We start from the raw sequence: 22,760 nt of genomic DNA on the forward strand, positions 1-22,760 counted from the left end.
TGTCCGCCCTACTGTTCCAGAAGACTGCTCGAAGGATTGCGTGAAGGCGCGTCGGCACGCCGGCGCCGCCAGAACGGGCGCTCGGGCCAGCGCGAGACACTGCCGTAGTGTTCGCTTAGCGTCGTCGCGTAGGCCGCAGCTTCGCGCGCGATCCACGCGCCGTAGCGATCTAGAGCGGCCGCATCACCGCGCGCGAGGCAATCGCTGGCGGCGTAGGCGGCGAACACGCCCGAGCGCATGGCCTTGACCACGCCATGACCCGAGATCGGATCAAAAGCGCTTGCGGCATCGCCTGCGCAGAGGAAATGGAAGCCGGCAGTCGTTGCGGCGTACCGGCTGCCCGCAGGGATCAAGCGGGGTTGTTCGAGCCGAATGATCTTGCTCGCGAGCGCCGAGACGAATTGCGTCCTGGCGAGAGCTCTGCGCCAGCCGTCCGGCGTGTTCAGCCTGAGGCCACGCGCGAGATCGGCATCGGTCATGCACGCAAAGGCGCGCCTGCCCTGGTCGAGTGCCATCGTGTACCACCAGCCGTCTTCAAAGGCCTCGACGAGCAGTTCCGGTGTCGCTGGTCCCGATGTCGTCGCCTCGGCATAGGCCGCAATCAGGCGGTCCTGCGCTTTCGCCCGCGACCCCTGGCGATCGGCGAGTGCGCGGGCGCGGCCCGTCGCATCGATGATCAGCCGGGCCGAATGGCTGTCGCCGTCGTCGCAAACGACCGACCAGCCGTCCGCCGCCTCGCGCGCGAGATGACAGACCTTCGCGTCGACGCGCTCGGCCGCGCGGCAACCCGCCGCCGTGAGCCAGCCATCGAACGCCCGGCGGTCAACGCGCCATGACGGTCCGCGCGCCTCCAGCAGCAATTCGCTCGACGTCAGGCCGGCCTGGTCCCAGGAGGTGAGCGTGCGGTGCGACGGCGCAAAGCCCTGCGCCAGGAAAGTCGGCCACAGACCGAGCTGCCGCAGCACCGGCTGGACCAGCGGTGACAAGACCTCGCCTCGTCCTTGGCCTCGTCCTTCGCCTCGCCCGCGCCGCTCGGATGGCGCGATCACGGCCACCCGAAGCTCCGGCGCGCACATCGCAAGCGCGCGGGAAGCGGCCGCCCCGGCTGGACCTACGCCTGCAACGATGATGTCGAACGCGGCCAAGGTCAGTCGGCCCGGACTGCGTAGAACGAGGCAACCACGCCGGCCGGCGCCACCGTGCCGGGCGAACCGCCGCTATGCGGGATGGTCCGGATCACTGAGCCGACGATGGCCGGACGCTGGTCGACGCCATTGGGCCAGGCCGGCACCAGCGAGCCCCAATAATCGTAGATCCATTCCTCGCCGCCGACGACGCCGGTGCCCTGGAAACGCACCTGCATCGGCGATCCATAGGCGCGCGATCCCTTCAGCGCGAGCGACCAGCCCGGGCCGCCGATCGTGCCGGTCAAGAGTTGCATCGGCCCGTCCACGATCTCGATCGTGCCGCGGCCGAATTCGAGATTGTTGAAGGCCGTGTTGACGTCGGGATCGTTGAGCAGGCTGCGATAGGTCCAATGTCCGACGAATGCATTGTCGCTCATGATGCCTCGCTTTTGGGATCGGGCCTCGACCCGGTTGTTCGCTCGACGCTGATGTATTTGGGCCCTTGATAACTGTCGGCGGGCTTGACGGCCGGCTCGTAGGGATTGCGCACGATGAAACCGAGCAGCGACCACTCGGTGACCATCTTGAGGTCGCCGACCGGCGTTTGCGGGACGCCGCGGCTCCACGTGGTCCAGACGTAATTGGGCTTTCCGTTCGAGACCGAGGCAATCTCGAACGACTGCAACGGTCGATGCGCCGGCCACCACAGCGTGGTCCAGGTCTTCTCGTCGCGCCGCAAGCGATCGTCATTGTCGCTGTCGGGCCACAGATTGTTCCAGTCGGCGTAGGTGATGTTGATCGGCTGCGTGGTGCACTCGTTGAAATCGGACTGCCAGGGCAGACCCATATATTTGGTGAGGTCCCCCGGCTGAAGACCGGTCTTGAAGTCGTTGTCCTGGCTGAGCGGCGAGTTGACGTTGAAGGTCGGGTCGGCAATCACGGTGCCGTGGTCCTGATTGGCCTGGGCGGCGCTCTGCAGGAAATCCGAGACGCTGCGATCGGCGTTGATGCGATACGGCGCCCAGTAGATCGAAGGGTTGCGCATCACCCAGCCGAGCTCGGCGCCCGGACAAAAGGCGCCGCCGAGCACGTTGCTGAGCACGCCGCGGTCGAGCTCGCGGCCGGTCTTCGGCGGTGTCTTCGGATAAGGCGCGAAGGGTGAATAGCCTTCGGGCAGCCAGCCCTCCTCCTTCTCGTTGATGAACCAGCCGCGCGCCCATTGGCCGAGGATGAAGAGCTGGTACTGGGTGAGATGAAGGAACTTCGACGGCGTCTCGTTGGTCAGCGGATTGTCGCCGCACAACAATGGCATCAGCGGCAGCGAATGGACGCGCGACGATGCCCGGTCCTGCACCTGGAACGAATTGGCCTCGCCCGTACGGCGCAACAAATCGAACAGGAAGCGGCGCATCGGTCCGTAGGGATCGTCGGCCTTGGAAGAGTGGGGCGGACCTGCGACCGCCGCCACCGCCATGACCGCTTCGCCCTGACTGGCATCGCGCAACGGTGCATCCGACGGTGTTGCCGTCGCCGTCGGCCGCGTCGCGCGTTTCGGGGTCTTCGATAATTTGTCGGGATCGAACGTGCCGCGCTGCGCCTGATCGTGCGGATAGTTCGATTGCTGAAGGATATCGTTCAGATATCTGAATTCATCCGGCCGGAACAGGATCGGCCAGATGTCGCGATAGAACCACGGCCGGTAGTTGCGATTCCAGGCAAGACGGCCGGCCTGCCAATGACGCAGCGCCGCCTCGTCGCGGAACGGGATCTGCTGCGGATCGTCATAGGTGCCGAGCGTCCCATAGATGCCGGTATCGGTGGCGAACTGGCGCACATAGAGATCGTACAGCACCTCGTCCATCGTGATCATGTCGAGGATCTCAGGGACGAAGCGCGGGTAGCCGACCACGACCCAGGCCGGAAACTCGACGTCGATGTAGCGGGTCTGGCCGACCTGCTTCGAATACATGATCAGCCGCGCCATCACCGGCCCATCGGAGATGTCGTCGTACCAGCCGTCGGTGTTGGCATAGTCCTCGATCTTCGGACCGAAGCTGCCGTTGACGTCCATGCCCGAATTGCCGTGACCGCCGAGCACGACCAGGCGGCCCTTGTTGTCGGTCATCATCTCGCCCAGCGTGTCGATGTCGAACGGCTGGAGGCCCCTGGGCGGGAACGTGGTGGCATAGCCGCCGGGGCCGCCCGAGCGATCGAAATGCGCGCGCCGGTTGGTGGTCGCATTCACGCTGCGCGGGCCGGGATCGATGATGAGCAGGTCGCGGTCCTGGCCGGTGATGTCGGCGTTGCGGCGCGCACTGCCGGGGGCGTAGCCATGCTCGCCCTTGAGCTCGGTGAACGGGTACCAGGAGGCTTTCTTGTTGGCGACATAGACGCGCCACTGGATGTCGACGAGCACACCATGATTGCCGCCGCCCTCCACGGCATCGCCGAGCGCCAGCGGCCTGCCTTCCGGGGACTCCTCGTCATAGACGAAGATCTGGAAGCGCGCGGCCTGGCGCTTCACGCGGCCCTGCGCATCCTTGAAGGTCTTGACCGGAACAGGTGTGACCCCGTCGGGGCCGTGCACGGGATTGCCGAAACTGTCGCAGGCGAGCGGCATCGCCGCGGGCGTCTCCGGCGCGAGGTAGAATTCGCTGTCGCTGTTGCCCAGGCGCGCGATGCCGATGCCCGGATGGATTCGATACGTCGCCATGACTTCCCCGCCGCTTTCTCAATCCAGGAAACTGATCGACACGCCTTCCAGCTTCAGAAGCTCCCTCTCCTCCTGGTAGTCGCCGCCGATCACGACCAGCGTGATCTGCAGCGGGCCCTTCTTCTTGAGCGCCTGCCTGGCGGCGGCCGTGACGTCGATGCGATGGACGCGCGGCATATTGTGGCTGCGCCCGCGCTGGTCGAAGCGCCGCGGCTGCGGCGGCGGGATATCGCAATGGCCGGGACCGCCGTAGCAGGCCCCATGTCCGAAGATCGAGATGTAGCCGGCGTAGTGCGGATTGCCCTTGATCGGCGTCGAGGCGTCGGCCCCGGGTTCGTTCAGGAAGGCGCGCACGAAGCAGGAGCGCATCAATTGCGGCACCTGATGCAGGCGGATCTCCGCGCGTTTGAAACTGCGCGCGGCCTGCGGCACGTTGATCGGCTGCGACACGAAGCGGCTGACCGGCGCCTCGAGGCCGACCGGCATGAAATGCGAGCTGCGGACGTATTCGTAGCCGAACGGCGCGATGTCGAGCGTGTCGCGGATGGTGTAGTTCCACGGCGACAGCACGGAATCGAGATCGGCCGGCAGCGCATTCGGATTGAGCTTCTGCCACTCCCACCAGATCCGATCGATATTGACGTGGATCGGCCAGAACACGGGATCGTAGGAGGCCGTCAGGTTGCTGAACATGTCGCCGGAGCCCGGCTGCGAATAGAGATCCGGGCGGGCGTGGAAACGGCGCCCGCCGACCTGTACGGCATCGTTGCGGCGCTTGGCGAGCGCGCGCAGACGTGTGGTCTCGGCGTCGGATTGCGACGCAGCCGCCGCGGTCGGGGCATCTTTGCAGACATAGGTCGCCTGCCCTGCATCCGGATTCTGCCCACCGGTCCAGATGTGCATGGTGTTGTGCGGATTCTGGTCGAGGAACCCGAACGCCGCGTCGTAGATGCTGCCGCCGCCGAAGTCGCGGAAATTGTTGAGGCTCAGGATCTGGGCGATGTCGTCGGCCGACGGGTAATGATAGTTGATTGCCTGGTTGATCGTCTGTCCCTTGGGATATTCGGCCGGATAGCGCAGCGGATACCAGAGCGAGTTCGACTGAAGCAGCGCGTCGATGAAGCGCTGGCGGTTGGCATTGTCAGGATCCGGCGTGACGGCCGCATAGCCGATGTTGCTGATGACATAGCAGAAGAAGCTGTGCTGTGAGGTGAAGGTGACGCGGTCATGCGCGAGCGCCAGGATCGCCTTCTTCTGCGCCGCCGTCGGCGCCGGGTCGAGCGCCGCCAACAGCGTCTCAGCCGCCTCCTCGGTGAGATAGGCCTTCATCGAATTCGGAATGATGCGGCCCTTGTCCGGCTCCTCCGGCCGGTACTCCGGCATCGTGAAGTCCCAGTACGGGAGCATCAGCCCGGGCTCGAAGTCCTGAAGGTTCTGTTCGAACTCGTAGAGATAGGCGCGGTGCCAGGGCAGGAAGCGCTCCCAGCCGTGCTGGCAATGGTTCTGGTGGATCAGCGCCTGGTTGTTGTAGTTGCGCCGGTCTTCCGGCCAGTGGTCGAGATCGTAAAGCCGGCGGAAGCCGCGGCGCAGCCGTTCGAGCTGCGGCTCGCTCATGCAGTCGATGTTCATGCGCCGCCGGGGCTCGCCGGCATCCGCGGCCGGCGAATAGCCGTCGGCAGCGACCGCAAACTCGGCGATCTCGCTCACCTTCACCGTCGCGGTCTTCGCCGGCTTGCCAGGCGCAAGCTCGACTGCGACGCTGGTCGCATCATCCGGGCAACCGGCATCGATCCAGTCGGCAATGCGGTCGACGTCAGCGGGCGCGACGCGCTTGCCGCCCCATGGCAGCGCCGGGAACCGGCCACCGTCGAACGGTGCTTCACCGCGCAATCCCTTGATCAATCCGGACGCGTCGCTGCGCGCATGCGGCGGGATGCAGCAGGCGTGGCCCTCCGGCACTGGAGCAACCATCTTGATGCCGAAGATCTCGGCCGCCTCCAACGCCTGTGCGCCCTTATCCCAAAACCGTCCAGCGCCACCATAATCAGCGGTGCTATCGCCGGCAGCTTCATCCAGGATCGCCTTCACGCGCGCATAAGCAACGGTCAATGCTTCGGTGTCCATTCCAGCCCCCGGACAGCAAGACGAAGAAGGCGGCCGGAGACTAATCACAACTTTTGGGTGATGTCACGTAGACACGCACCTTCAACGTCGAAGCAAGCGCGAATATTTTTCGGGGTTGCGTGATCTATTTCATACAACCTTTATCGAAACGACAGATCTGGCCATGCGTCGTGCGGATGAGGCGGATGAGGCGGATGCGAGCACGAGTGTGTTGCTCAAGCTCTGCGCCGGCCATCGGACGTGTCCGGTCATCAAGCGCTGCGCGATTGAGCCCAGCGTGCATTCCAGTCGTCGTGGGACGAAGCCGAGCCCCACCGTGAGCGAATCCGCGCCGAACGACTGCTCGACGAAGCCGAGCTTCGCCCTTCCCGGCCTGTTTCCCCATCGGACTTGGTTTTCCCCCGCAAGCGCGAACTTCGCGTTGCCTTGCGCGGTCGACTGCGTTAAGCGACAACCATTCTCTGTCCGGAAGGGTGGCCGAGTGGTTTAAGGCACCGGTCTTGAAAGACGCACGGGGCCGTGCAGTCCCGTGCTATCCCATATCAACCTGTCTTGCTTTTCAGTGACTTAGGCGACGTCGCGCCCCTGCAAGGCAAGTCACCAGAAGCAATGGGAAGCGGGTCGTCTGGCGTGTCTGTCCCCAAGATTGGCCCCAAGATTGACCGAGCAAATGGCCGCATCTGATCCCGAAGTTGTTTTCTTGGTTCAGAACGCCAGCCGCCTGGTGACTGTCGCGACCAGATGCCTCTGGTCGTTCGGGTCTGCGGACGGCCTGAACGACATCTTGGCCTCACCGACTGACCCACACGGCGATTGGCGGCAGCCGGTCGCCGTCCTGCATCGGGATGCTGTCCTGATGGCCGCTCTAAGGATTGCGGTCCTGCTCGATGCCGACCCGAAGCTTCTCAGCTTTCAGTCGTTCTATCGTCGCCTTACGGATGCGAAGGTGCAGACGGCGCTTCTGCAATTCTTGGAGGCGCGGATCGGCCCCGATGTTTTCACCCCCTCTCGGGCCGAAAAAATTGACGACTTCGTCCGGGCTTACCGGGAGATCGATTGGAAAGCCCACGGCCGCCTGACCAACCTGCGGAATCAAGGCATCGCGCATCTCACGCTCGACGCGCTCAAGAAGTCGGTGACGATTGAGGAGTTGAGGATGATGGTTGGGATCATCGGCCGATTGGCGGCCGAGGTCCAAAGCCTATTCCAACTCGATTCCGCGTTCCGTAGCGATATGGATAGCGAGAGCCGGGATCGCGTTAAGGCGGTGATCGTCACGACTTGGCAGCCTTAGGTGTCCGCACCCACGACGGGCTGCACCTCAGCGGCAAGCAATTATCCACAGGATTGAGTTGCGGCAGAGTGGCAGGACGTTCTGAACGTGTAATCTCCTGAGCGGTCGGAGCATCATTAAGATATAGAGCCCCGCATTCGCCCAGGAGGAAGGCCGGTGACAGGTTGGCTTGTGCCAGTGATCGCGGCTTTTGCCGCCTTGGTCGCATATCTTCAATGGATCACGGCGCATCAAAAGATAGTCCTTGAGCTATTTGAAAAGAGGCTCGAAGCATTCCGAGACATACAGAAGGCGATCGTGCCAATCATGCGAAACGGTGCGATTACCAACGAAGAGTTTTTTGCATTCGCTGCCGCCGTGGAGAGGTGCCGCTTTTTGTTCGGCGATGACGTCCATCACTACCTGGCGGGCCTCCGAGAGAGACTGGCCTTCATGTCTGCCTTCACCGATCAAATCATTGATGGACGGGATGAACCCGAGCGATCCCGGCTAATCGACAAAAAGTATGATTACCTGCTCGACGTTGCCAATTTTGAGACGGAGGGCGTTCCACTTTTCACACCTTACATAAAGCTCGATCAAAAAATGCGCTATTTTTGGCCCATTGAATCGACGTTGAGGGCGCGCGAGTGATCGACGTGGAGGAATGGGTAAAGATCATCGGCTCGCTTGCAGGCATTTGCTCCGCAATCTTTCTGATCCGGGACCGCTTCACGAAGCACTACCCGGTTGCGATCATGTTCGCCCGACCGATCATGGAGAATAGCCGGAACATCGTGCATTTTCTCTCAGTGAAAAATTATAGCGCGCGGCCCGTGATCGTCACTTGGGAGTTCGAAAATCACAACCATCTCGGGCTGGCCAAAGACAGCTCTGTGCACGGTATCGTTGACAGCGTTTTCCCCGGCGAGAAAGAAATCTGCCTTGGTCCGGACGCGGAAGTCCATTTGCAGGTGATCAAGCCGAGCAATTTCAGGCAGATCGACCCGGAGAATTCGGTGCAAGTGCGCTTACGTTGGCGGTATGCCCAGCCAATGCTCTGGAAGGCAGATCGAACCATTCGGGTCTGGATGCGTAAGCGCGACTTTGACTCCATCGTGGAGAATTACGTCAAGCCGGGCAGTAAGGACGCTACTTAAAATGCAAACCGCCGATTGGGCTCTAGTGATCAGCCTCTTCTCACCAGTCGTTTCAGCCGCGAGTTTTCTCTGGAACGTCTGGTCAAAATTCATCTATCCGAAGCCGGTGGTCCGGGTCTCGTTCAAGATGGTGCAGATCATCACGAGCGGTCTCGATTGGGTTCCCGAGGTGTTAGAGCTGAGCGCCACCAACATGGGGTCGACATCTGTGCGCACCTAAAATGTTCCGTGTGCTGCTCGGTCGGCTGGATCGATATCCGCCTGGACTGGTCCGAGGTGATCGATTTCAACAATGGGATTTCCGGGTAATGCTTCGTCGTGCGAAGACGCTGATAGCGGTCGTTGCCATCCTCGGCGCGGCGCCGGCCGCAGCTGCCGACTACCTCGGCGAGGTGACCGCCGTAGACGATGGTGACAGCTTCCATATGCTCTCCAACGGGAAGGACGTTCACATCCGCCTATGCGGGATCGACAGCCCGGAGCGCAGCAGGCCCGGCTATGGGAAGGCAGCCGGGGCATTGGCTGATATGGTCGAGGGCAAGCAGGTTCACTGCTTGCAGGTCGGCGAAGGGACACCCTGCGACGGCCGCTCACCGGCAAAGAGTCGGGATCGAATGGTTGCGCAATGCTTCATCGGGAACAAGGACGTCGCCGCTGAAATGGTGAAGCTGGGGCAGGCCTGCGACTGGCCACGCCATTCCAAAGGTCACTACAAGCTGGATTCGGCAACCTGCACGAAAGATGGACGATGAAGAGCATGCCGAACGTTCTGAGGGCTTGATAACCCGCTGAGCGGGTGCTCAACTTGTCTCTTCCGCTAGAAGGAGCTTCATCTATGTCTGGGCCGCCTGATCCAGATGATCCTATCGTCGAAAAGCAAGACGAGCGCACGGCACTTCTTGCGGAAGCCAGCAGAATTTATGCTGAAACCGAAAAGCTTCGCCGCGATTGGGATATTACTCGCGATTACGTGCGTAGGCTTGATGACATCTGGTCTAAACTGGCGACTTTTTCCGTCGCATCTCTGTCTCCTCCGTTTGAGACTGGCCTGAGCCTTGGCCATGCTGCGAAGATCGAGCGCGCGGCTCTCGCGGCTATATCTGCCGCCAATCTTGAGGAACCTCCAGCCTTCCGGGAAGCACAGGGTAGCTTCTTGGCAGAGGAAGCCGCGCTTGCTGAATTGTTAAAGTCGGCGCCGCCGTCGCCTGTGGCGCAAGAGTCATTTAATGAAGATGATGGGCTCAACGCGCTGAAACAGCTTCTGACACGCTCGGCTATAGATGGTTTAGGATCACCAGAAGATCATCTGGCCGAAATTCGTAAGCAGCTCAGATCGGTGATTCATGTGGGGACGTGAGAAGATCGGCAAGACCGTCGAAGAAGTCGCCGATCATTTGAGAATCGTCGACCACATAAAAGCTATCCAGCAAGCGCAGAAAGAAATGGCCGCAGCAATTAATGCGGTGAACGAACGGCTGACTGCGATGGAGGCCGAGTTTCGAGTCCTAAAAGCCGAAACTCAGCGGGACGCGCTACGCGAGGTTCAGCAAGCGGTGAACGCTGTCCAAGGCGCATTCAATGACAAGCTAAATTCGCTGGCGACGAAGATCGCCATCATGGAGCATGACCAACAGATGGAAGCCCGTTCTGGAGGCGGCTCGCAGTTGGGGATTCCGAGTCACCTAATCCGCGCTTCGGACGTTCCGGCAGCAGAATAGCGCCCCCCGCTACTGGCGCTCTCACCTTGCTTTTCCCAGAATCACTACAGTGGGAACGAGTAATGGACGACGCGAACGATCCCGGAATGCGTCACCGTTATGCGCGCTGCCCCCTCCTCGGTGATCACGGTCTCGGTGATGGCGTGCGGAAGAATGCGCTGGCCTTCGCCAATCTCTCGCATTGCATAGCCCTGCTCCGCCAACTCGTCCGGCACCGTCGAACTGGGCAGGCATTCCAACACGATCTCAACGTCCCCGGGGATCGAGACCAGCCAAGCCCCGCTCCGGCTCATGATCCATGCATTGAGATCAGCGAACCGATCTTTTCTCGTCTTTGCCAGTGTGTCCGAGCCCTTGAAGCGCGTGCGCTCGTGCTCGATGGCGGCCCTGCTCTGTTCCGCCCAATGGCTCATTGACCCATGGTCTCGTTCACAAGCGCGACCACGGCATCGGCATAGTCCCGCAGAGCTTCCTTGATGCTGGCCGGATTGCGGCTCTGCCTGGCATGGACGAAGGCGCGGCAGCGAACCATCACGACGCCATGAAGCGCTTCGATGTCAGCCAGCGCGTGATCCTGGCTTGTCGGGATACCCATCAATGAACCGTGATGGTGACGGCGCCCGCCGCTCTGGCGCCGTAGAACAGCCTGATCTCCGCGACGATCTCGGCGACGGTCATTGTCGGCGAGCGGTCCAAGGTGAATGGCCGAAGGTCCTCACAAAAGCTGCCGATCAGCCGCCTAATGCGGGCGTCAATTTCGTTGTCGGGATGAAAACGCATTTATCCGCGCTCCCGCTCGGGATACAGGCCCTGGCTCCGCAGATGTTGCAGACGCGCCTTCTGGGTGGCGTAGAGCTTCTCCTTATCGGCGTCCGTCATATTCGGGTCGGTGAACGAATTGCGCGCGATGAAGCGCTCTTCGGCGGTCAGTGTCACTTGTCCCATGGACATCGGCCGCTGCCCCGACAGCATTGGCGTGTCCCGCGAGACAGGCGCTGTCATCGGCATCGAGCGCGAGCGCGGCATGCGCTCCGGCTGCGGCAATTGCGATGCGAAAGCCGCAGGCGTTGACGCGTTGACGTGGTCAATCGCGGTATGAGCCGCGACCTCGGCATCTAGCCGCGCGACTTCCTGCTCTACGCTGAGGACGGGCCGTCGCGGCGGCTCCATCGCCGAACGCGCGGCCTCAGCAAGGCGTCCATGGCGCGCGGTCAACTCGGCGCGAACCGTCTCGACCAGGAAACGATCAAGCTCTGGCGTGTCGTCCTGAAAGCCGACCCGCATTGCCTCGCCATAGGCCTGCGCCATCAGGTCAAATTGCTGCCCGTTGAGCATCTCGGGATGCGCTTTGAGGAACTGCCTCTTGTGATCGGTCAGGCCCGGAAGGCTATCGACGTACCGATCTACGCTCATCGGCTCTTGGGCCTGTCGCTGTTGCAGCTCTTCTGCGCGGCGCTGCCCTTCCAATGCCTTCTGGACCGGGTCGTCAGGAGCCGGTGGTGGCGGTGCATCCGCGCTCACCACCGGCTTCTGGGCGATCTCCGCCGCCGCGCTGTCGGCAGTGACGAGAGGCACGCGACCGCCGTCGCGATACTTCGGCGGGTTAAACCGTCGCTTCGTGGCCAAGGTTCACCTATCAGGCTTGCCGCCGGACGCTGCGCATGAAGCTGGAGCCGCCATCGGTGTTGGTGTCGGCCTTGGCCACGGCGCGCTTGTCGGCGTCCTTGTCGCGGCGCGGAGCATCCGACGTGGAATGAAGGTCCATCTTGTCGGTGTCGGCCAGCTTCATCGCGCCGCCGCGAGCACGCGGCGCGAGTTTCGAGTTCTCGGCGGCTCGTTCGCTCCAGCGATCGAGGTTCGCCTTGTCGCAGGTCTCGCCGTCCCAATTCTCGCGCCGGCGGGGATTTGCGTATTCCTTCAATCGTTCCAGACGCCCCATGGTCTATCTCCTGACTGAACCTTGAATGGTGGGCTCGATTGCGCGCCCGCTGTCGTCAACGCGGACATTGAAGTCGCGGGACTGCGGCGGCGGCCGATGACCACGATTGGCTTCCTGCCGATAAGCGTCCTCGCGATCCATCATCATTTGAGTCATCGCGACCTGAACGGTGTTTCCATCGCCATGGAAGGTCCCGTTCCAGCGCTGCCCGCCGGGATGCTCCAGACAGAGATTCCACATCTTCGCGTTATAGTCGGTCTGCACAGCGCGACAGACGCGCTGGCTGCCGTCCTTGCCGCGCTCGATAATGACGCGCTCCTCGGCGCGTGACGATTTGAAGGTCAGCGCCATTAGCCTTGCCCCGGCATCGGATAAAGGCCGCGATTTCGCATATCCCACAGGCGAGCCTTGTTGCGGCCGTACTCCTCGTCCGTGACGCCGCTAAGTCGAGCAGCCTCGCTCTCCGCCGCGGTGAGGCCGTGCTGATTGGTCGGCGTCCGCTGCTGCGGATTGGCTGTGCGATTGGCGATGCTGTTGAACTTCTCAAAGGTTGCTTCGAGTCCTGCCATCTGCACCCCAGCCCGAGCCATGCCATCGATGTCGTCAGCGAGCGCGGCGTGCTGGTAGTCCAGTTCCGCCTCCTTGTAGGCGGCATGCATCTGAGCGATGCCCCGTTGATAGACGTGCTTGATGTCGGTCATCTGGACGGCTCCATTGTTTGGTTCGGTGTGCGCGGCGCTCGCGGCGGCAATGCGCCCTGCTGCCGGAGGAATTGATCGAATGCCATTCGATACAGGTCGGACTTGGTGAACAGCCCGTTCGCGGCGAGCGCATTGAACGCAGTCTCGTGCTCTTCGAGTCCATGAAACTCGAAGGTGACGGGGAAACGTCGGGCGCGTGTCATGATGTTATCCCTACAGTTTCCAGAAGAGATGCCGGTCATTTCCCTGACATCTCTCCCGAGATCATCAGCGCATGTCGCGGACGCGCCCGCCATTGATCTCGCGAAGACGATCGTATGAATCAGCGAGCCGCTTTTCGGCGGTGTTGACGGCATTGACGCTGCCACCCTTGGAATAGTCACGCTGGGCTTTATCGACAGCCGCGCGCGCCGAATGGACGTCGTCATAAGCGCGGTCCAGGTCCGTCCAGAACATCATGGAAGCTCTCCCGTTGTGTTCGGAATATTGTAAGGATACTATCTCAGATAAGTGATTGAATCAATTAACTGAATAAGCGTCAGCTCGACTTAACATCCGAAGCCAGCAACAGGTTGATCGAACATGGGAATGCCGATCTCGGTGACCTTAACGAGCAGCGGCATCGGCCGCGCTGTCAATCTCGATTGGATGTCGAGCAAGTACATGTCATGGACGGTCACCGGCTCCAGCTCGGGGACCTTCACCTACACCGTTGAAGGCGCGCTCGACGATCTCCAGCAGACGGCATCGGCCGCAGTTGCATGGTTCCCACTCTCTTCGGCCACAACGGCGAACAGCTCGCTTAACATCGTTGCCGGGCCGCTTGCAGGCATCAGGCTCAACGTGGCGGCGACGTCGAGCGCGGCCGTGACGATGCGAATCCTTCAAGGGATCGGGCAATGACCGAGGAGTCCGGCGCGATCATCCTTGAGGGCCGCGAGGCATGGGCTCGGCTCCGAGGACGTGGCGAGAAGACATTCTCGGACTGGGTCGCGGTCGGCAAGGCGTTGGCATTGGGACGCGCGCATTGTCTCAAGGTGGCGGAGACGAACCGTCCCTTTGGGACGCGCTACACCGCCGCCATGGCGCTCTGGCTCGAAAGCAACGGCCTCGATGGTCTGCACCAACAGGAACGGTGGTGGGCGCTCAAGGTCGTCGATAATCTCGCTGAGATCGACAACTGGCGCGCCAATCTCGACGACGCCAGTCGGCGCCGCTGGAACCATCCTCAGAGCGCATGGGACAATTGGCGGAGGTCACAAGGACATGCGAGGCCAAGGCGTACGCGGCGGACTCCGACCTTAAAGCAACGTCCCCGGACCTACGCGAGGCCGGTCTTTTGGGGACAAGATCACCTCCGGCGCGCGGCGAATGCGATCCGCGAATGTCGGAGTAGCGATTGCATCGTCCTGGCGCGCGCGGCGCTGGAGGCCGCGATCCCGAACGAAGCCGCCCTCTTCACGCTCCTTGAGCGGCCGGAGCCGCCCAAGTCCGCGAAGATGATCGCGCCAGTCATGGCCTCGGCCATGGCATGACCGAGGAGCATTCGAGATGCCCAATCCTTTGAACTTCCGGACCTTCGCAGTGACGCTGGCATCGTCCGTTCCGCAGCGCGTCCTGCCGATCAACATGTATCGGTCATCGTTGATGGTCCAGAACGTCGGCACAGGTGGCCCACTGTCCATCGGCTTCTCGACGTCCCCGACCGGACAAGGGCGCGGCCCCAGTCTTGATCCTGCGACGTCATCAGGCGGCCAAGGCGGAAGCTGGACATGGGATACGGTCGTCCCAACGGACTCGATCTATCTCTATTCTGCGGCAGGGACGAAGGCAGCTGTGATTGAAGGCACCTAGCGGCTCGTCTCTCCGAGCATGCCTCAAGATTAGATAGCATCACTAAGAAGGCGGATTGACCGAGAACCATCGGCTGAGCACAATCTATTTGCGACGTAACAATTTGGGGGAAAGATGAGACTTCTAACATTATTGGCCATCACCGCCCTAGCCGTTGGCCTTGGGGGGGCATCTGCGCTTGCCGATAGTTGTAGCCAGTGGAGAAATACCTGCATCTCCAGCGGTCCTGCGGCAGACGGCGACAGGAACTTGAAGAAATGCACTACAGCAGCCGACGAATGCAAAATACAGTGTAAGAAGGGGCAGAAGGTATTCGTCGGCCCGTTCAACGGACAACATCATCCGGTCACTTCTTGCAATTGACCCCTCGCATGTCACAACAAAGTCCTCGGCTGACGTCATGTTAGCCGAGGAGCTTTATAAACGTAACGCCGTCCATTATCTTCGAGAGCCGAAGCTCGCTGCCATCTTTGCCTCAATTGATCCGACTGTTAAGCATCATCGGCTGGACGAGCATAATCTCTTCGGCAGGCACGTCTCCTCTCTCCGCCTGCAAAAGTGAATGAGGCGGTAGATGCGATACATCATAGGCGAAACCGGTCTCGCCCTGCGATCCCACGCCCGGATATAGGTATCGAATGCACCCGATCATGATCGGCGCGAACGATTGATCCGGCAATCCCATGGACTTCACTCCCGCGCTAACGTTTCCCGGCTGGACTGAAATACTGAGCCGGTGAACACGGCTTTCTCGCGGAAAAATCGCAAAGCCGTTCCCGTTGTCGCCAGTGGGTCGCTCTTTCAGTTTCTTGCAGATATCTTCCTGTATCGCAGCGCCGCCCAAGTTGGATTTTAGCATTTGAATTTTTGCCTCCACCTCCACGTTTAAGGCTGGAGAACTTCCGAAATTTTCAATCTTCAAATCAACAGCAAATGCACCGCCGTTGTCGCTAACCGGAAAAGCAGATGCGACACGAGGGTCACCGACCTTGAGCCATGGCCGTCGCGCCGCCTGCTGGGCCTTCAACTGCTCAGCCTGAGTTTTGAGCTGTTCACCCTGCGTAAGGAGAGCGCTTGTCTGGACTCCATACTGCCGCACCGCCACGATGAGCGCGATGATCGCCGCACCCGATATGGTGATCTTGAGCCAGTCGCGAACAGCCAAGACGGGGGCCTCACCGTCAGCTCGCAGCCAGTCTCCGAACCACTTGACGCCGCACCAAAGGCGCGCGCTAGCATCGGACAATATTGTCACGGCATTCCCCCTACGCGATCTGCTCTCCAGCTGTCATGATGCCAGTATCCTGTTGCGCTGGCATACACGAACTAACGGTATCCCCAGAGAAGCCCGCCAGTGAGTTATGAACGGAGGGCGCTGTCCCAGAGCGGCGAGCACGGCCGACGCATAGGAGGCTCGCAGCGCCGGCCTGGCGGGCCTCTAGATCGAGGCCGACCATAGGCCTTGATCCACATCGAGCTCAGAGCCCGGGACCGAATGACCATCGCGGCATGGACGATACCGACGAACCCGCCAAAGACGAGGAGTCGCCCAAGCCGTCGCAGGCCGAGGAACTGCGCCGGATGATCGAGAAATACATCGCCGATCAGCGCGAGATCGCGAGGCGGCTGATCAAGCCGCTGGCGAACTGAGCCTGTGGATTCGGCTCACAACTGCTCGTTGCAGCTGGACCGAATCAACAATTGATAGGAGGGATTTGCGATGAAAATCGCCGTTGCCGATTTGCCTTGGCGGGGCGCGTCCCAAGCCGGAGAATAGTTGTTTCGCGATGATCGCATTTCCTTATCAGCTGAGCATTCCAAGCCAAGGTGTCTCCCTAAACATTCCCGACGCCGCCGCGCTCGAAACCTTCTTGCGAGAAGAATCGTCGTATTTCGCCGAGCTTGGCAGCTTGCTCTCCGGCAATATCAACATGGCGAATACCAATTACGGCAACCCGCAGATACAAGAAGGCGCAAGCCGCGCGTTCGACGAAATGCTGCGTGAGATTAAGGGCGGGGAGTTCCAATCATTCGAGAACTACGTGACCAGCGCGAGAGAACTTAGGGTTCTCATCGGACGTGGCCAAGCAGGGCAGCAGATCAAGGTTCTGTCAAAGGGCAACAACGGTAGCCTCCAGCAGCAGGCGCGTTGGATGGCGTATATCTTTTGCGCTGATTGGTCGGTCAATAATGCCGCCGATCAACTGCTATCTCCCTTTCGAGCAGCGTTTGCCGCTAACCCGCTTACTCAGGCATATGGAGACCTGATCTCAACCACAGAGGCGATGCGGCAAGCCTCAACGGCGGTCGAAGTCAGCGAGAATGCCAAGCGCGAGCTTGAAGAGTTCATCCAAGAAAAAACCGAGGTATTCGGTCGCCTCGAACAGCTTTATCGAACCAAGCTAACGCTGGACGAACCGGCGCTGACTTGGAAAAAAATTGCCGAAAGAAAAACGAAGGTGTGGGGGGTGTGGCTCATCGTCTTCGCTTGTCTGGTGGCAGGCCCCCTCCTGCTTACTGTCGCCTTTTGGCCGAGCATCTCCAAAAATGTTCATGAATTAACAGTCGGAGCGAACGGGGCCTTTTCGATCGCGGGTTTGGCAACGATCACGGTGCCAGCGTTGCTCTATGCTTGGCTGCTCAAGAATGTCAGCCGGATATTCATTCAAAACCTCAATTTGGCAGACGATGCCGCGCATCGACAGTCGCTCGCGCTGACTTACATGGGCCTGCTGCAAGACGAGAAGCATCCGGCGTCCGATCAAGACCGCGCCATTATTCTCAACGCCCTGTTCCGTCCGATCCCGCCTCAGACCGCAGACGAGGGGCCGCCATCCGGAGTGATCGATCTGATCCGGAACAAGTGACAAGGCCGTCGGCGCGCATCATGTCGCCATCGACGGTATCCCCAGAGAAGCCCGCCAGTGAGTTATGCACGGGCTCTCGCTCGTCGGAGCGTCGGGCTACGCAAAACGCTCCAGCGGGCTCGCGGCGCGATCTGGCGGGCCTCGTCGTCCTTGAGCAGGATGTTGCCAGCGAGATCGCCCTCGTCGTCACGCGCGCCGCTAGTCATGGGTTAGACGACGGCGCCTTGATCGCGCGCTCGACTTCGACCCACTGCGTTTCGGTTTCCTTGCCCGCATCGATGAGCGCTTTTACCGCCTCGAAATGATCCTTGAAGGCTTCGCGCGCCATGCCGCTCAACGCATCGGCGAAGCGCGGTAATGCCTTGGGTACCAGGGCGCCGTCCTTTTTCAACATCTCGATGAATGCCGGGTTCGGATTCAATATCGCCTGGAGTCGGGCGTCTTTCGGCAAGTCTTCAAGATCGCGCGCGAATTTCTCGGCATAAATCGCCGCCGTCGCGTGATACTTCCGCACGGCTTGGAAGGCCCCAAAGGGCAAGGCATGGGTCGAGGCTTCGAGGGCATCCGCATCCTTCCGAACCCGCGCGATCAGATCGCGGGCGCGGGCAAACTCGTTCGGGTCGAGTTCTTTTCCCTTAACGAAGCCCCTTGTGGTTAGCTGCATCATGTCGCCAAACGACTGATACAACTGGCCGAGTTTGATTTGCGCGTTCTCGATATCAACGCGTTGCGCCGATAGCCGGGTTGCCAGCGCCATGTTGGCGGCCCGCGTGGCCTGCTCGGATTGCCGGGCTTGAAGCTTTAGCTGCTCGCCCTGCACCTTCAACTGCTCACCCTGCACGTCGAACTGCTTGCCCTGTGTTGCGAGCTGGCCGCCCTGGATGCCCAACTGCCGAGCCTGCACCGACAGCGTGACGATGACGAGGCCGCTGATGATTATCTTGAGCCAGTCGCGGATTGCTGCGACGGGCTCCTCCTTCTCCGTACGCAGGTAGCGACCGCCCCACTTTAGACCGCGCCAGAGGCGCGCAACAGCATTGGAAACGCTATCGGGTATTGTCACGGCAGCCCTTCCATTTCAGCCGTCCCCAGCCGATCATGCCAGCATCCTATTACTCTGGCATACACGGGCCGACGGTATCCACAGAGAAGCCCTGCGGAGGCGCTACAGCAGCCGTCCGGGAGAGCGCATGGGAAGCCTCCAACTCTGGCCACACGGCAGGCGCCCGAACCGGCGCGATCTGGCGGGTATCTGAACCTGCTGTGGTGGGTCCAGATGAGGTCTCGAAAAATTCTCCAGCAAAAAAATAGCGCGAAGGCGTTGAGGCTCGGGGTTTGATTTACCTGAGCCGAGCCGGGAACTCAGACCCTACCCGGGGGGACGGCTCCCCTCCCGGGGACGGGGGTCAAGAAAGCTCATCGGCACACCGATGGTCCGGTCTCGCGTACCATCGGCCGCGTCGTCACGCGCCCCGAAATGGGCAACGACGACCCAATGGTGTCGGCACTTTGCGCAGTGCGTCCCCAAGATTGTCCCCAAGAAGCGCATTTCGTCGATCAAAGACAACGTTGTTCAAAGCCTTAGCGATGTTTCGGCACCGGTTAACCTATCCGGTGATGCCATCATCCCAATCCGCGCCGACGCTCCGGCATCGATGACCATCTCTTCGCCGGGGGCGTCACATCGAACGCGGCGCCAGCCACTCGCTCTTCGATCAACCGCTTGATCAGATCGGCGACTCGCAGGGCCTCTTGAGCGCCCCAATCCTCAATCATGCGATCCACGACCTCGTCAGGTGTCTCGGCCACCGCGAAATCACCAGGGCCGCCGAGCTCCAGCTTGTCCCTCATGAAGCCGAGGAGCTTGGCCTTGAGTGCGGTTGCGGAACCGGCCGCGCCCCACTGCTTGTCACCGGACGCGCCAGCGAAGACCTCGTCGAGCTGCGCCGCCAGCGTGTCCACCGTTGCCCGCGTTCGGCGTGCGGTAGGCCGCCCCAGCTCGGCGATCCTCGCTTGGATATTAGCATCGGTTAGCAAGCGAGACGCATTGGCCTCGGCGGAAGCGCCGTCCGCCTTGAAGCCCGCGCGGGAGTACGCCTGCCCCTGCGTTCGGCCAAATCTGGCGGCCTCGATGATCTGGTGACAGAAGTTTTCATGACGTTGGTTTCGGAGCGGTGCCATGTCGTGACGTTACACCGACATACCCTTGTTTCGAAAGATGCTGCCGAGATGCAGCGTGTTGTTTTACATGACGGCTCAGAACGGAATTTCCTCGTCGTCGTCGCCAGTGTAGTAGTCGGGCTCCTCTTCGTTGCCTGAGTTAGTCGTCGTCAAAAGCGAGAGCGCGCTTAGAGCGCGCGTCTCCTCTCCGTTGTTGAATACGACTCTATCCACGAGTTGCGCTGCTCGCTTTGGCGGCGCTGGAGGCGCCGCAGGCGCCGGAGGCGACGCCCCTGTTCTCTTCCCTGTTCTTTCCTGTTCTTTATGTGGGACATCAGATGTCACCCCTAGATGGCCTTCCATGTCACCCCGAGGCGCGTTTGGTGTCACCTCTCGGCGCGTCACGTGATCCGTCACGGGAGATGATCTCGGGGTGACATTCCGTGTCACCTCTGGCAGCCTTTCCGGGGTGACATCCCGTGTCACCTCAGAGTTCGGGATCAAAAGATCGAACTCGACGTAGTCGTGTCCGCCTGGGTGGCGCCGGCTGATCCAGCCGGCTCCCTCAAGCTCCTTGATGGCGCGCATGAGCTGTCGCTCGCTTACGCCGATTTCCTCAGCGAGAAGCTCATATCCGGGGTTGCATTGTCCGGTCTTGCCGTTGAAGTGCAGCATGAGCATCACGGCGAGGTTCTTGGCGCTGGGGGTGCGGCGGTCCCGCCTGGCCACGGCGGTGAAGGCCTTCATCCACTGGTGCCGAGCTTTGGTGCCCACGACGATGATTGGCCCGCTCATGACGACGACCCCGCCGTCAAACCCAACTGGTGAGCCTTGCGGTAGGACTTGCCGATCATGTCGGCGAGCTTGGCGAGCTGCTTGGTCCCGATCGTCAGGCGCTGATCAGTCGGCTGCATCCTGCCGTTGCCGTCGAGCTTGTAGGTCCGGCAATCGAGGTACGCGTGGCCATTGAGTTCCTTGATGTCGAACTGGAGACATCGCGTTCTGTCGCGCGCGCTCTTCCAGATCGCGCCGACATGAGCGATTTCAGTTGGCTGGGGTTTGCTGGCTTGCGCCGAAGTCTCTCGATCAACTACAATGGCTGTGCTGTTGTTGTGGTTATCGATCGAGGCCTCCGGCGTTCCCATCGCCGGGGGCTTTTTCATTTCGCGGTCCTCGCCTTGTTTGGCTCCTGCATCATCCGCTCCAGCGCCGCGACCGGTACGCGCAGCACACGGCCAATCCTGATGGACGGAATGTCGCCTCGCTTGACGGCGGCGTAGCTGCTCTGTCGGCACAATCCGAAATATCGAGACCCTGCTTCTTCAACGGTCAGGGTTTTTGGTGCTGCACCTTCTGACTCAGACATTCTGTCTACTCCAATACCAAGCGATGCCGTTCCGGCCCACTCCGTATAATGCAGCTCCAAATTTGGAGTCAACTCCACTTGTGGAGCTAAAATATCTCATGCTATTGTGTGCCACCGCGTTCAAAAATGAGGGGAGCATGGCCAAGCGAAAAGTGACCGACACGGCGCAGATGAATCTGCGCTTAAAGGAATCACTGCGGAAGAAGGTTGAGATCGAGGCGAAGAAGAACGGTGTCTCGCTCAATCAGGAATTGGTGCGTCGGCTGGAGCGCACATTCGTCGATCAAGGTGTCGAGGCTCTGATCCAATCAACCGCTATGGCTGTGGCGCAGGCCGTCAAGAACGAGATCAACAACGGTATCGTCACTCATCTCGACGGTGTCATCGACGAGTTCAACCGCATCTACGGCGTCTTGGGCAGGCCCGACTTGATGATTGAGGTCAAGGGAGAGCGCGACAATGGCAAGTAAGCGGGGCAAAGGAGAAGGCTCGATTGAGGAGCGCGACGGCGTATTCCGCCTACGCTATCGCATCAACGGTAAGAAGCAGTCCGTCACATTGCCCGAGCGCACGACGCGAACCGAGGCGCGCAAGAAGCTCACAGAGCTGCTGGACGTGCGCAACAAGGGCAACGCCGTTGAGAACAGCAAGCTTACCGTGGCCACGTGGTTTGACCGCTGGATCGGTCTTGGCGCACCGGGCCGAAGGCGTGAGCCCGTCGGCCAGCGAACCTTGGAACGGTATGAGGAGCTTTTGCGCGTCCACGTCAGGCCCAGGCTCGGCGACAAGGTTCTCCAGAAGCTTGCCGCGTCCGAGATTGACGATCTTTACGCTGGGCTGGAGGGCCTCATCGCGCCGAGGACGGCGCGGCATGTCCACAGCGTCTTCAACGCCAGCCTTGGGACGGCGCTCAGGACCGGTCTGATCGCCGCCAATCCCATGGACAAGGTGATCCGCATTCCACGGCCCGACGCCAAGCCGGGGGTCGTCAACCTTGATGACGATGCCGACGATGACGAGCTTGACGATCATGCCGAGGGGCTGGACGAAGTTGAACTTGCCGCCTTAGTTGTAGGTTTCAAGCCGTCGCCGCTGTATCCGTTTGTCGCTCTGGCGGCAGCGACCGGCGCGCGCCGGAACGAGCTACTGGCGCTGCGCTGGAGCGACCTCAACGTCGAGAACAAGACGCTGGACATCCGCCGCGCCTTGGATCGGAGCGCGCCGAGCGAGAAATTCAAGCTCGGTGTCAAGCCACCGAAGACCGCGCGCGGCAGGCGCACCATTGATCTCGACGACGGCACCATCGCCATGCTGCTCGCCGAGAAGCAGAAGCACCAGCGATTGTTCTCCGGCATCCCCGATGGCGCCGAAGTCGAACTGTCGCTGATTAAGTTGCCGTTGAAGGCGCTGATCTTCCCGGCCGCGCCTGAACCGGGCAAGGACATCTCCCTTACGACTTGGCGCGTCCCGCGCAATGTCTCGAAGGAGTTTCGGCGCCGCGCTGACCTTCTCGGGTTCGGCATCAAGCTCCACACCTTGCGCGGCATCCACACCACAGCGTTGCTCGATGCAGGAATGCCCGTCGATCTGGTCGCTCAACGCCTCGGCGATGACCCTGCCGTGCTGCTCAGAAACTACAGCAAGCGCAAGCGCAGCAAGGACGCCAAAGAGAAGTTTGCGAGCGCTCTCACCGCGCTTGCGGCGGGCTTCCTCAAGCCGTAAGAGACGCTTGTCCCCAAATTGTCCCCAAACCAGGGA

At 61.0% G+C, this 22,760-nt stretch carries 33 protein-coding genes; 14 read left to right on the plus strand and 19 right to left on the minus strand.

Annotated features, from left to right (window positions below):
* Positions 1-8: 8 nt before the first annotated feature.
* From AB7535_RS15160 to AB7535_RS15175, 4 genes are all read right to left on the minus strand, one after another.
* Positions 9-986, minus strand: a complete 978-nt coding sequence (locus AB7535_RS15160; protein ID WP_439036592.1) for a tryptophan 7-halogenase — start codon at positions 984-986, stop codon at positions 9-11.
* A 161-nt stretch (positions 987-1,147) separates the two neighbouring features.
* The gene (locus tag AB7535_RS15165; RefSeq protein ID WP_439036593.1) at positions 1,148-1,564 is read right to left on the minus strand and encodes a hypothetical protein; all 417 of its coding nucleotides are present in this window, start codon (positions 1,562-1,564) and stop codon (positions 1,148-1,150) included.
* Positions 1,561-3,840 (minus strand): LodA/GoxA family CTQ-dependent oxidase, encoded by a 2,280-nt coding sequence (locus AB7535_RS15170; RefSeq protein WP_439036594.1) that lies wholly within the window; start codon positions 3,838-3,840, stop codon positions 1,561-1,563. Before AB7535_RS15170 ends, AB7535_RS15165 begins: the two co-directional genes overlap by 4 nt.
* A gap of 18 nt (positions 3,841-3,858) precedes the next feature.
* Positions 3,859-5,964, minus strand: coding sequence for a tyrosinase family protein (locus AB7535_RS15175; RefSeq protein ID WP_439036595.1), 2,106 nt, complete (start codon positions 5,962-5,964; stop codon positions 3,859-3,861).
* A gap of 658 nt (positions 5,965-6,622) precedes the next feature.
* On the opposite strand from AB7535_RS15175, the gene AB7535_RS15180 reads away from it, so the two are divergent.
* From AB7535_RS15180 to AB7535_RS15210, 7 genes are all read left to right on the plus strand, one after another.
* A complete protein-coding gene (locus AB7535_RS15180; RefSeq protein ID WP_439036596.1) occupies positions 6,623-7,258 on the plus strand; it encodes a hypothetical protein in 636 nt (211 codons plus the stop codon).
* Positions 7,259-7,414: 156 nt separating this feature from the next.
* Positions 7,415-7,891, plus strand: a complete 477-nt coding sequence (locus AB7535_RS15185) for a hypothetical protein (RefSeq protein WP_439036597.1) — start codon at positions 7,415-7,417, stop codon at positions 7,889-7,891.
* Positions 7,888-8,397 carry a hypothetical protein gene (locus AB7535_RS15190; RefSeq protein WP_439036598.1) on the plus strand — a complete coding sequence of 170 codons (510 nt, stop codon included), beginning with the start codon at positions 7,888-7,890 and terminating at the stop codon, positions 8,395-8,397. The genes AB7535_RS15185 and AB7535_RS15190 overlap by 4 nt, the downstream gene beginning before the upstream one ends.
* A gap of 1 nt (position 8,398) precedes the next feature.
* Positions 8,399-8,617: a hypothetical protein gene (locus AB7535_RS15195; RefSeq protein ID WP_439036599.1), complete on the plus strand. Its 219-nt coding sequence runs from the start codon at positions 8,399-8,401 to the stop codon at positions 8,615-8,617.
* Between the two features lies 1 nt (position 8,618).
* Complete coding sequence (locus AB7535_RS15200; protein ID WP_439036600.1) at positions 8,619-9,149, plus strand: thermonuclease family protein; 531 nt, start codon at positions 8,619-8,621, stop codon at positions 9,147-9,149.
* 83 nt (positions 9,150-9,232) lie between these two features.
* Entirely contained in the window at positions 9,233-9,754 is a 522-nt protein-coding gene (locus AB7535_RS15205; protein ID WP_439036601.1) for a hypothetical protein, read from the plus strand.
* Complete coding sequence (locus AB7535_RS15210; RefSeq protein ID WP_439036602.1) at positions 9,741-10,115, plus strand: hypothetical protein; 375 nt, start codon at positions 9,741-9,743, stop codon at positions 10,113-10,115. The genes AB7535_RS15205 and AB7535_RS15210 overlap by 14 nt, the downstream gene beginning before the upstream one ends.
* 44 nt (positions 10,116-10,159) lie before the next feature.
* Here the strand turns inward: AB7535_RS15210 and AB7535_RS15215 are convergent, their stop codons facing one another.
* The 9 genes from AB7535_RS15215 to AB7535_RS15255 all read right to left on the minus strand — a co-directional run bounded on the left by AB7535_RS15215 (position 10,160) and on the right by AB7535_RS15255 (position 13,214).
* A complete protein-coding gene (locus AB7535_RS15215) occupies positions 10,160-10,528 on the minus strand; it encodes a hypothetical protein (RefSeq protein WP_439036603.1) in 369 nt (122 codons plus the stop codon).
* Entirely contained in the window at positions 10,525-10,710 is a 186-nt protein-coding gene (locus AB7535_RS15220) for a hypothetical protein (RefSeq protein WP_439036604.1), read from the minus strand. Before AB7535_RS15220 ends, AB7535_RS15215 begins: the two co-directional genes overlap by 4 nt.
* Entirely contained in the window at positions 10,710-10,895 is a 186-nt protein-coding gene (locus tag AB7535_RS15225; RefSeq protein ID WP_439036605.1) for a hypothetical protein, read from the minus strand. Before AB7535_RS15225 ends, AB7535_RS15220 begins: the two co-directional genes overlap by 1 nt.
* A complete protein-coding gene (locus AB7535_RS15230) occupies positions 10,896-11,639 on the minus strand; it encodes a hypothetical protein (protein WP_439036606.1) in 744 nt (247 codons plus the stop codon).
* A gap of 112 nt (positions 11,640-11,751) precedes the next feature.
* Complete coding sequence (locus AB7535_RS15235) at positions 11,752-12,054, minus strand: hypothetical protein (protein WP_439036607.1); 303 nt, start codon at positions 12,052-12,054, stop codon at positions 11,752-11,754.
* Between the two features lie 3 nt (positions 12,055-12,057).
* A complete protein-coding gene (locus AB7535_RS15240; protein WP_439036608.1) occupies positions 12,058-12,405 on the minus strand; it encodes a hypothetical protein in 348 nt (115 codons plus the stop codon).
* The gene (locus tag AB7535_RS15245; RefSeq protein ID WP_439036609.1) at positions 12,405-12,755 is read right to left on the minus strand and encodes a hypothetical protein; all 351 of its coding nucleotides are present in this window, start codon (positions 12,753-12,755) and stop codon (positions 12,405-12,407) included. The genes AB7535_RS15240 and AB7535_RS15245 overlap by 1 nt, the downstream gene beginning before the upstream one ends.
* The gene (locus AB7535_RS15250) at positions 12,752-12,997 is read right to left on the minus strand and encodes a hypothetical protein (protein WP_439036610.1); all 246 of its coding nucleotides are present in this window, start codon (positions 12,995-12,997) and stop codon (positions 12,752-12,754) included. Before AB7535_RS15250 ends, AB7535_RS15245 begins: the two co-directional genes overlap by 4 nt.
* Positions 12,998-13,022: 25 nt before the next feature.
* Positions 13,023-13,214, minus strand: a complete 192-nt coding sequence (locus AB7535_RS15255) for a hypothetical protein (RefSeq protein WP_439036611.1) — start codon at positions 13,212-13,214, stop codon at positions 13,023-13,025.
* A gap of 123 nt (positions 13,215-13,337) precedes the next feature.
* Here AB7535_RS15255 and AB7535_RS15260 point away from each other — a divergent pair, with 123 nt between their 5' ends.
* Genes AB7535_RS15260 through AB7535_RS15270 form a run of 3 tightly spaced genes read left to right on the plus strand, consistent with a single transcriptional unit; the run spans position 13,338 to position 14,609 of the window.
* A complete protein-coding gene (locus AB7535_RS15260) occupies positions 13,338-13,658 on the plus strand; it encodes a hypothetical protein (RefSeq protein ID WP_439036612.1) in 321 nt (106 codons plus the stop codon).
* Positions 13,655-14,290: a hypothetical protein gene (locus tag AB7535_RS15265; protein WP_439036613.1), complete on the plus strand. Its 636-nt coding sequence runs from the start codon at positions 13,655-13,657 to the stop codon at positions 14,288-14,290. The genes AB7535_RS15260 and AB7535_RS15265 overlap by 4 nt, the downstream gene beginning before the upstream one ends.
* A gap of 16 nt (positions 14,291-14,306) precedes the next feature.
* On the plus strand, positions 14,307-14,609 hold the full coding sequence (locus AB7535_RS15270) for a hypothetical protein (RefSeq protein ID WP_439036614.1): 303 nt from the start codon (positions 14,307-14,309) through the stop codon (positions 14,607-14,609).
* 475 nt (positions 14,610-15,084) lie between these two features.
* Here AB7535_RS15270 and AB7535_RS15275 read toward each other — a convergent pair whose 3' ends face one another.
* A complete protein-coding gene (locus AB7535_RS15275) occupies positions 15,085-15,774 on the minus strand; it encodes a hypothetical protein (protein ID WP_439036615.1) in 690 nt (229 codons plus the stop codon).
* 344 nt (positions 15,775-16,118) lie between these two features.
* Here AB7535_RS15275 and AB7535_RS15280 point away from each other — a divergent pair, with 344 nt between their 5' ends.
* Both AB7535_RS15280 and AB7535_RS15285 read left to right on the plus strand, forming a co-directional pair.
* Positions 16,119-16,259 carry a hypothetical protein gene (locus AB7535_RS15280; protein ID WP_439036616.1) on the plus strand — a complete coding sequence of 47 codons (141 nt, stop codon included), beginning with the start codon at positions 16,119-16,121 and terminating at the stop codon, positions 16,257-16,259.
* A gap of 137 nt (positions 16,260-16,396) precedes the next feature.
* Positions 16,397-17,476: a DUF6161 domain-containing protein gene (locus tag AB7535_RS15285; RefSeq protein WP_439036617.1), complete on the plus strand. Its 1,080-nt coding sequence runs from the start codon at positions 16,397-16,399 to the stop codon at positions 17,474-17,476.
* 202 nt (positions 17,477-17,678) lie between these two features.
* Here the strand turns inward: AB7535_RS15285 and AB7535_RS15290 are convergent, their stop codons facing one another.
* From AB7535_RS15290 to AB7535_RS15310, 5 genes are all read right to left on the minus strand, one after another.
* Entirely contained in the window at positions 17,679-18,539 is an 861-nt protein-coding gene (locus tag AB7535_RS15290; protein WP_439036618.1) for a hypothetical protein, read from the minus strand.
* A 560-nt stretch (positions 18,540-19,099) separates the two neighbouring features.
* Positions 19,100-19,657: a terminase small subunit gene (locus AB7535_RS15295; RefSeq protein WP_439036619.1), complete on the minus strand. Its 558-nt coding sequence runs from the start codon at positions 19,655-19,657 to the stop codon at positions 19,100-19,102.
* A gap of 75 nt (positions 19,658-19,732) precedes the next feature.
* Entirely contained in the window at positions 19,733-20,431 is a 699-nt protein-coding gene (locus AB7535_RS15300; RefSeq protein ID WP_439036620.1) for a helix-turn-helix domain-containing protein, read from the minus strand.
* Positions 20,428-20,799 (minus strand): hypothetical protein, encoded by a 372-nt coding sequence (locus AB7535_RS15305; protein WP_439036621.1) that lies wholly within the window; start codon positions 20,797-20,799, stop codon positions 20,428-20,430. The genes AB7535_RS15300 and AB7535_RS15305 overlap by 4 nt, the downstream gene beginning before the upstream one ends.
* A complete protein-coding gene (locus AB7535_RS15310; protein ID WP_439036622.1) occupies positions 20,796-21,002 on the minus strand; it encodes a helix-turn-helix domain-containing protein in 207 nt (68 codons plus the stop codon). Before AB7535_RS15310 ends, AB7535_RS15305 begins: the two co-directional genes overlap by 4 nt.
* Before the next feature lie 98 nt (positions 21,003-21,100).
* Between AB7535_RS15310 and AB7535_RS15315 the strand changes: the two genes are divergently transcribed.
* Positions 21,101-21,472 carry a toxin-antitoxin system HicB family antitoxin gene (locus tag AB7535_RS15315; RefSeq protein ID WP_439036623.1) on the plus strand — a complete coding sequence of 124 codons (372 nt, stop codon included), beginning with the start codon at positions 21,101-21,103 and terminating at the stop codon, positions 21,470-21,472.
* A complete protein-coding gene (locus tag AB7535_RS15320; RefSeq protein ID WP_441279794.1) occupies positions 21,462-22,724 on the plus strand; it encodes a site-specific integrase in 1,263 nt (420 codons plus the stop codon). Before AB7535_RS15315 ends, AB7535_RS15320 begins: the two co-directional genes overlap by 11 nt.
* Positions 22,725-22,760 lie beyond the last annotated feature (36 nt).

The sequence above is a fragment of the Bradyrhizobium sp. 956_D2_N1_4 genome (genome assembly GCF_052076025.1).
Classification (GTDB): Bacteria; Pseudomonadota; Alphaproteobacteria; order Rhizobiales; family Xanthobacteraceae; genus Bradyrhizobium; species Bradyrhizobium barranii.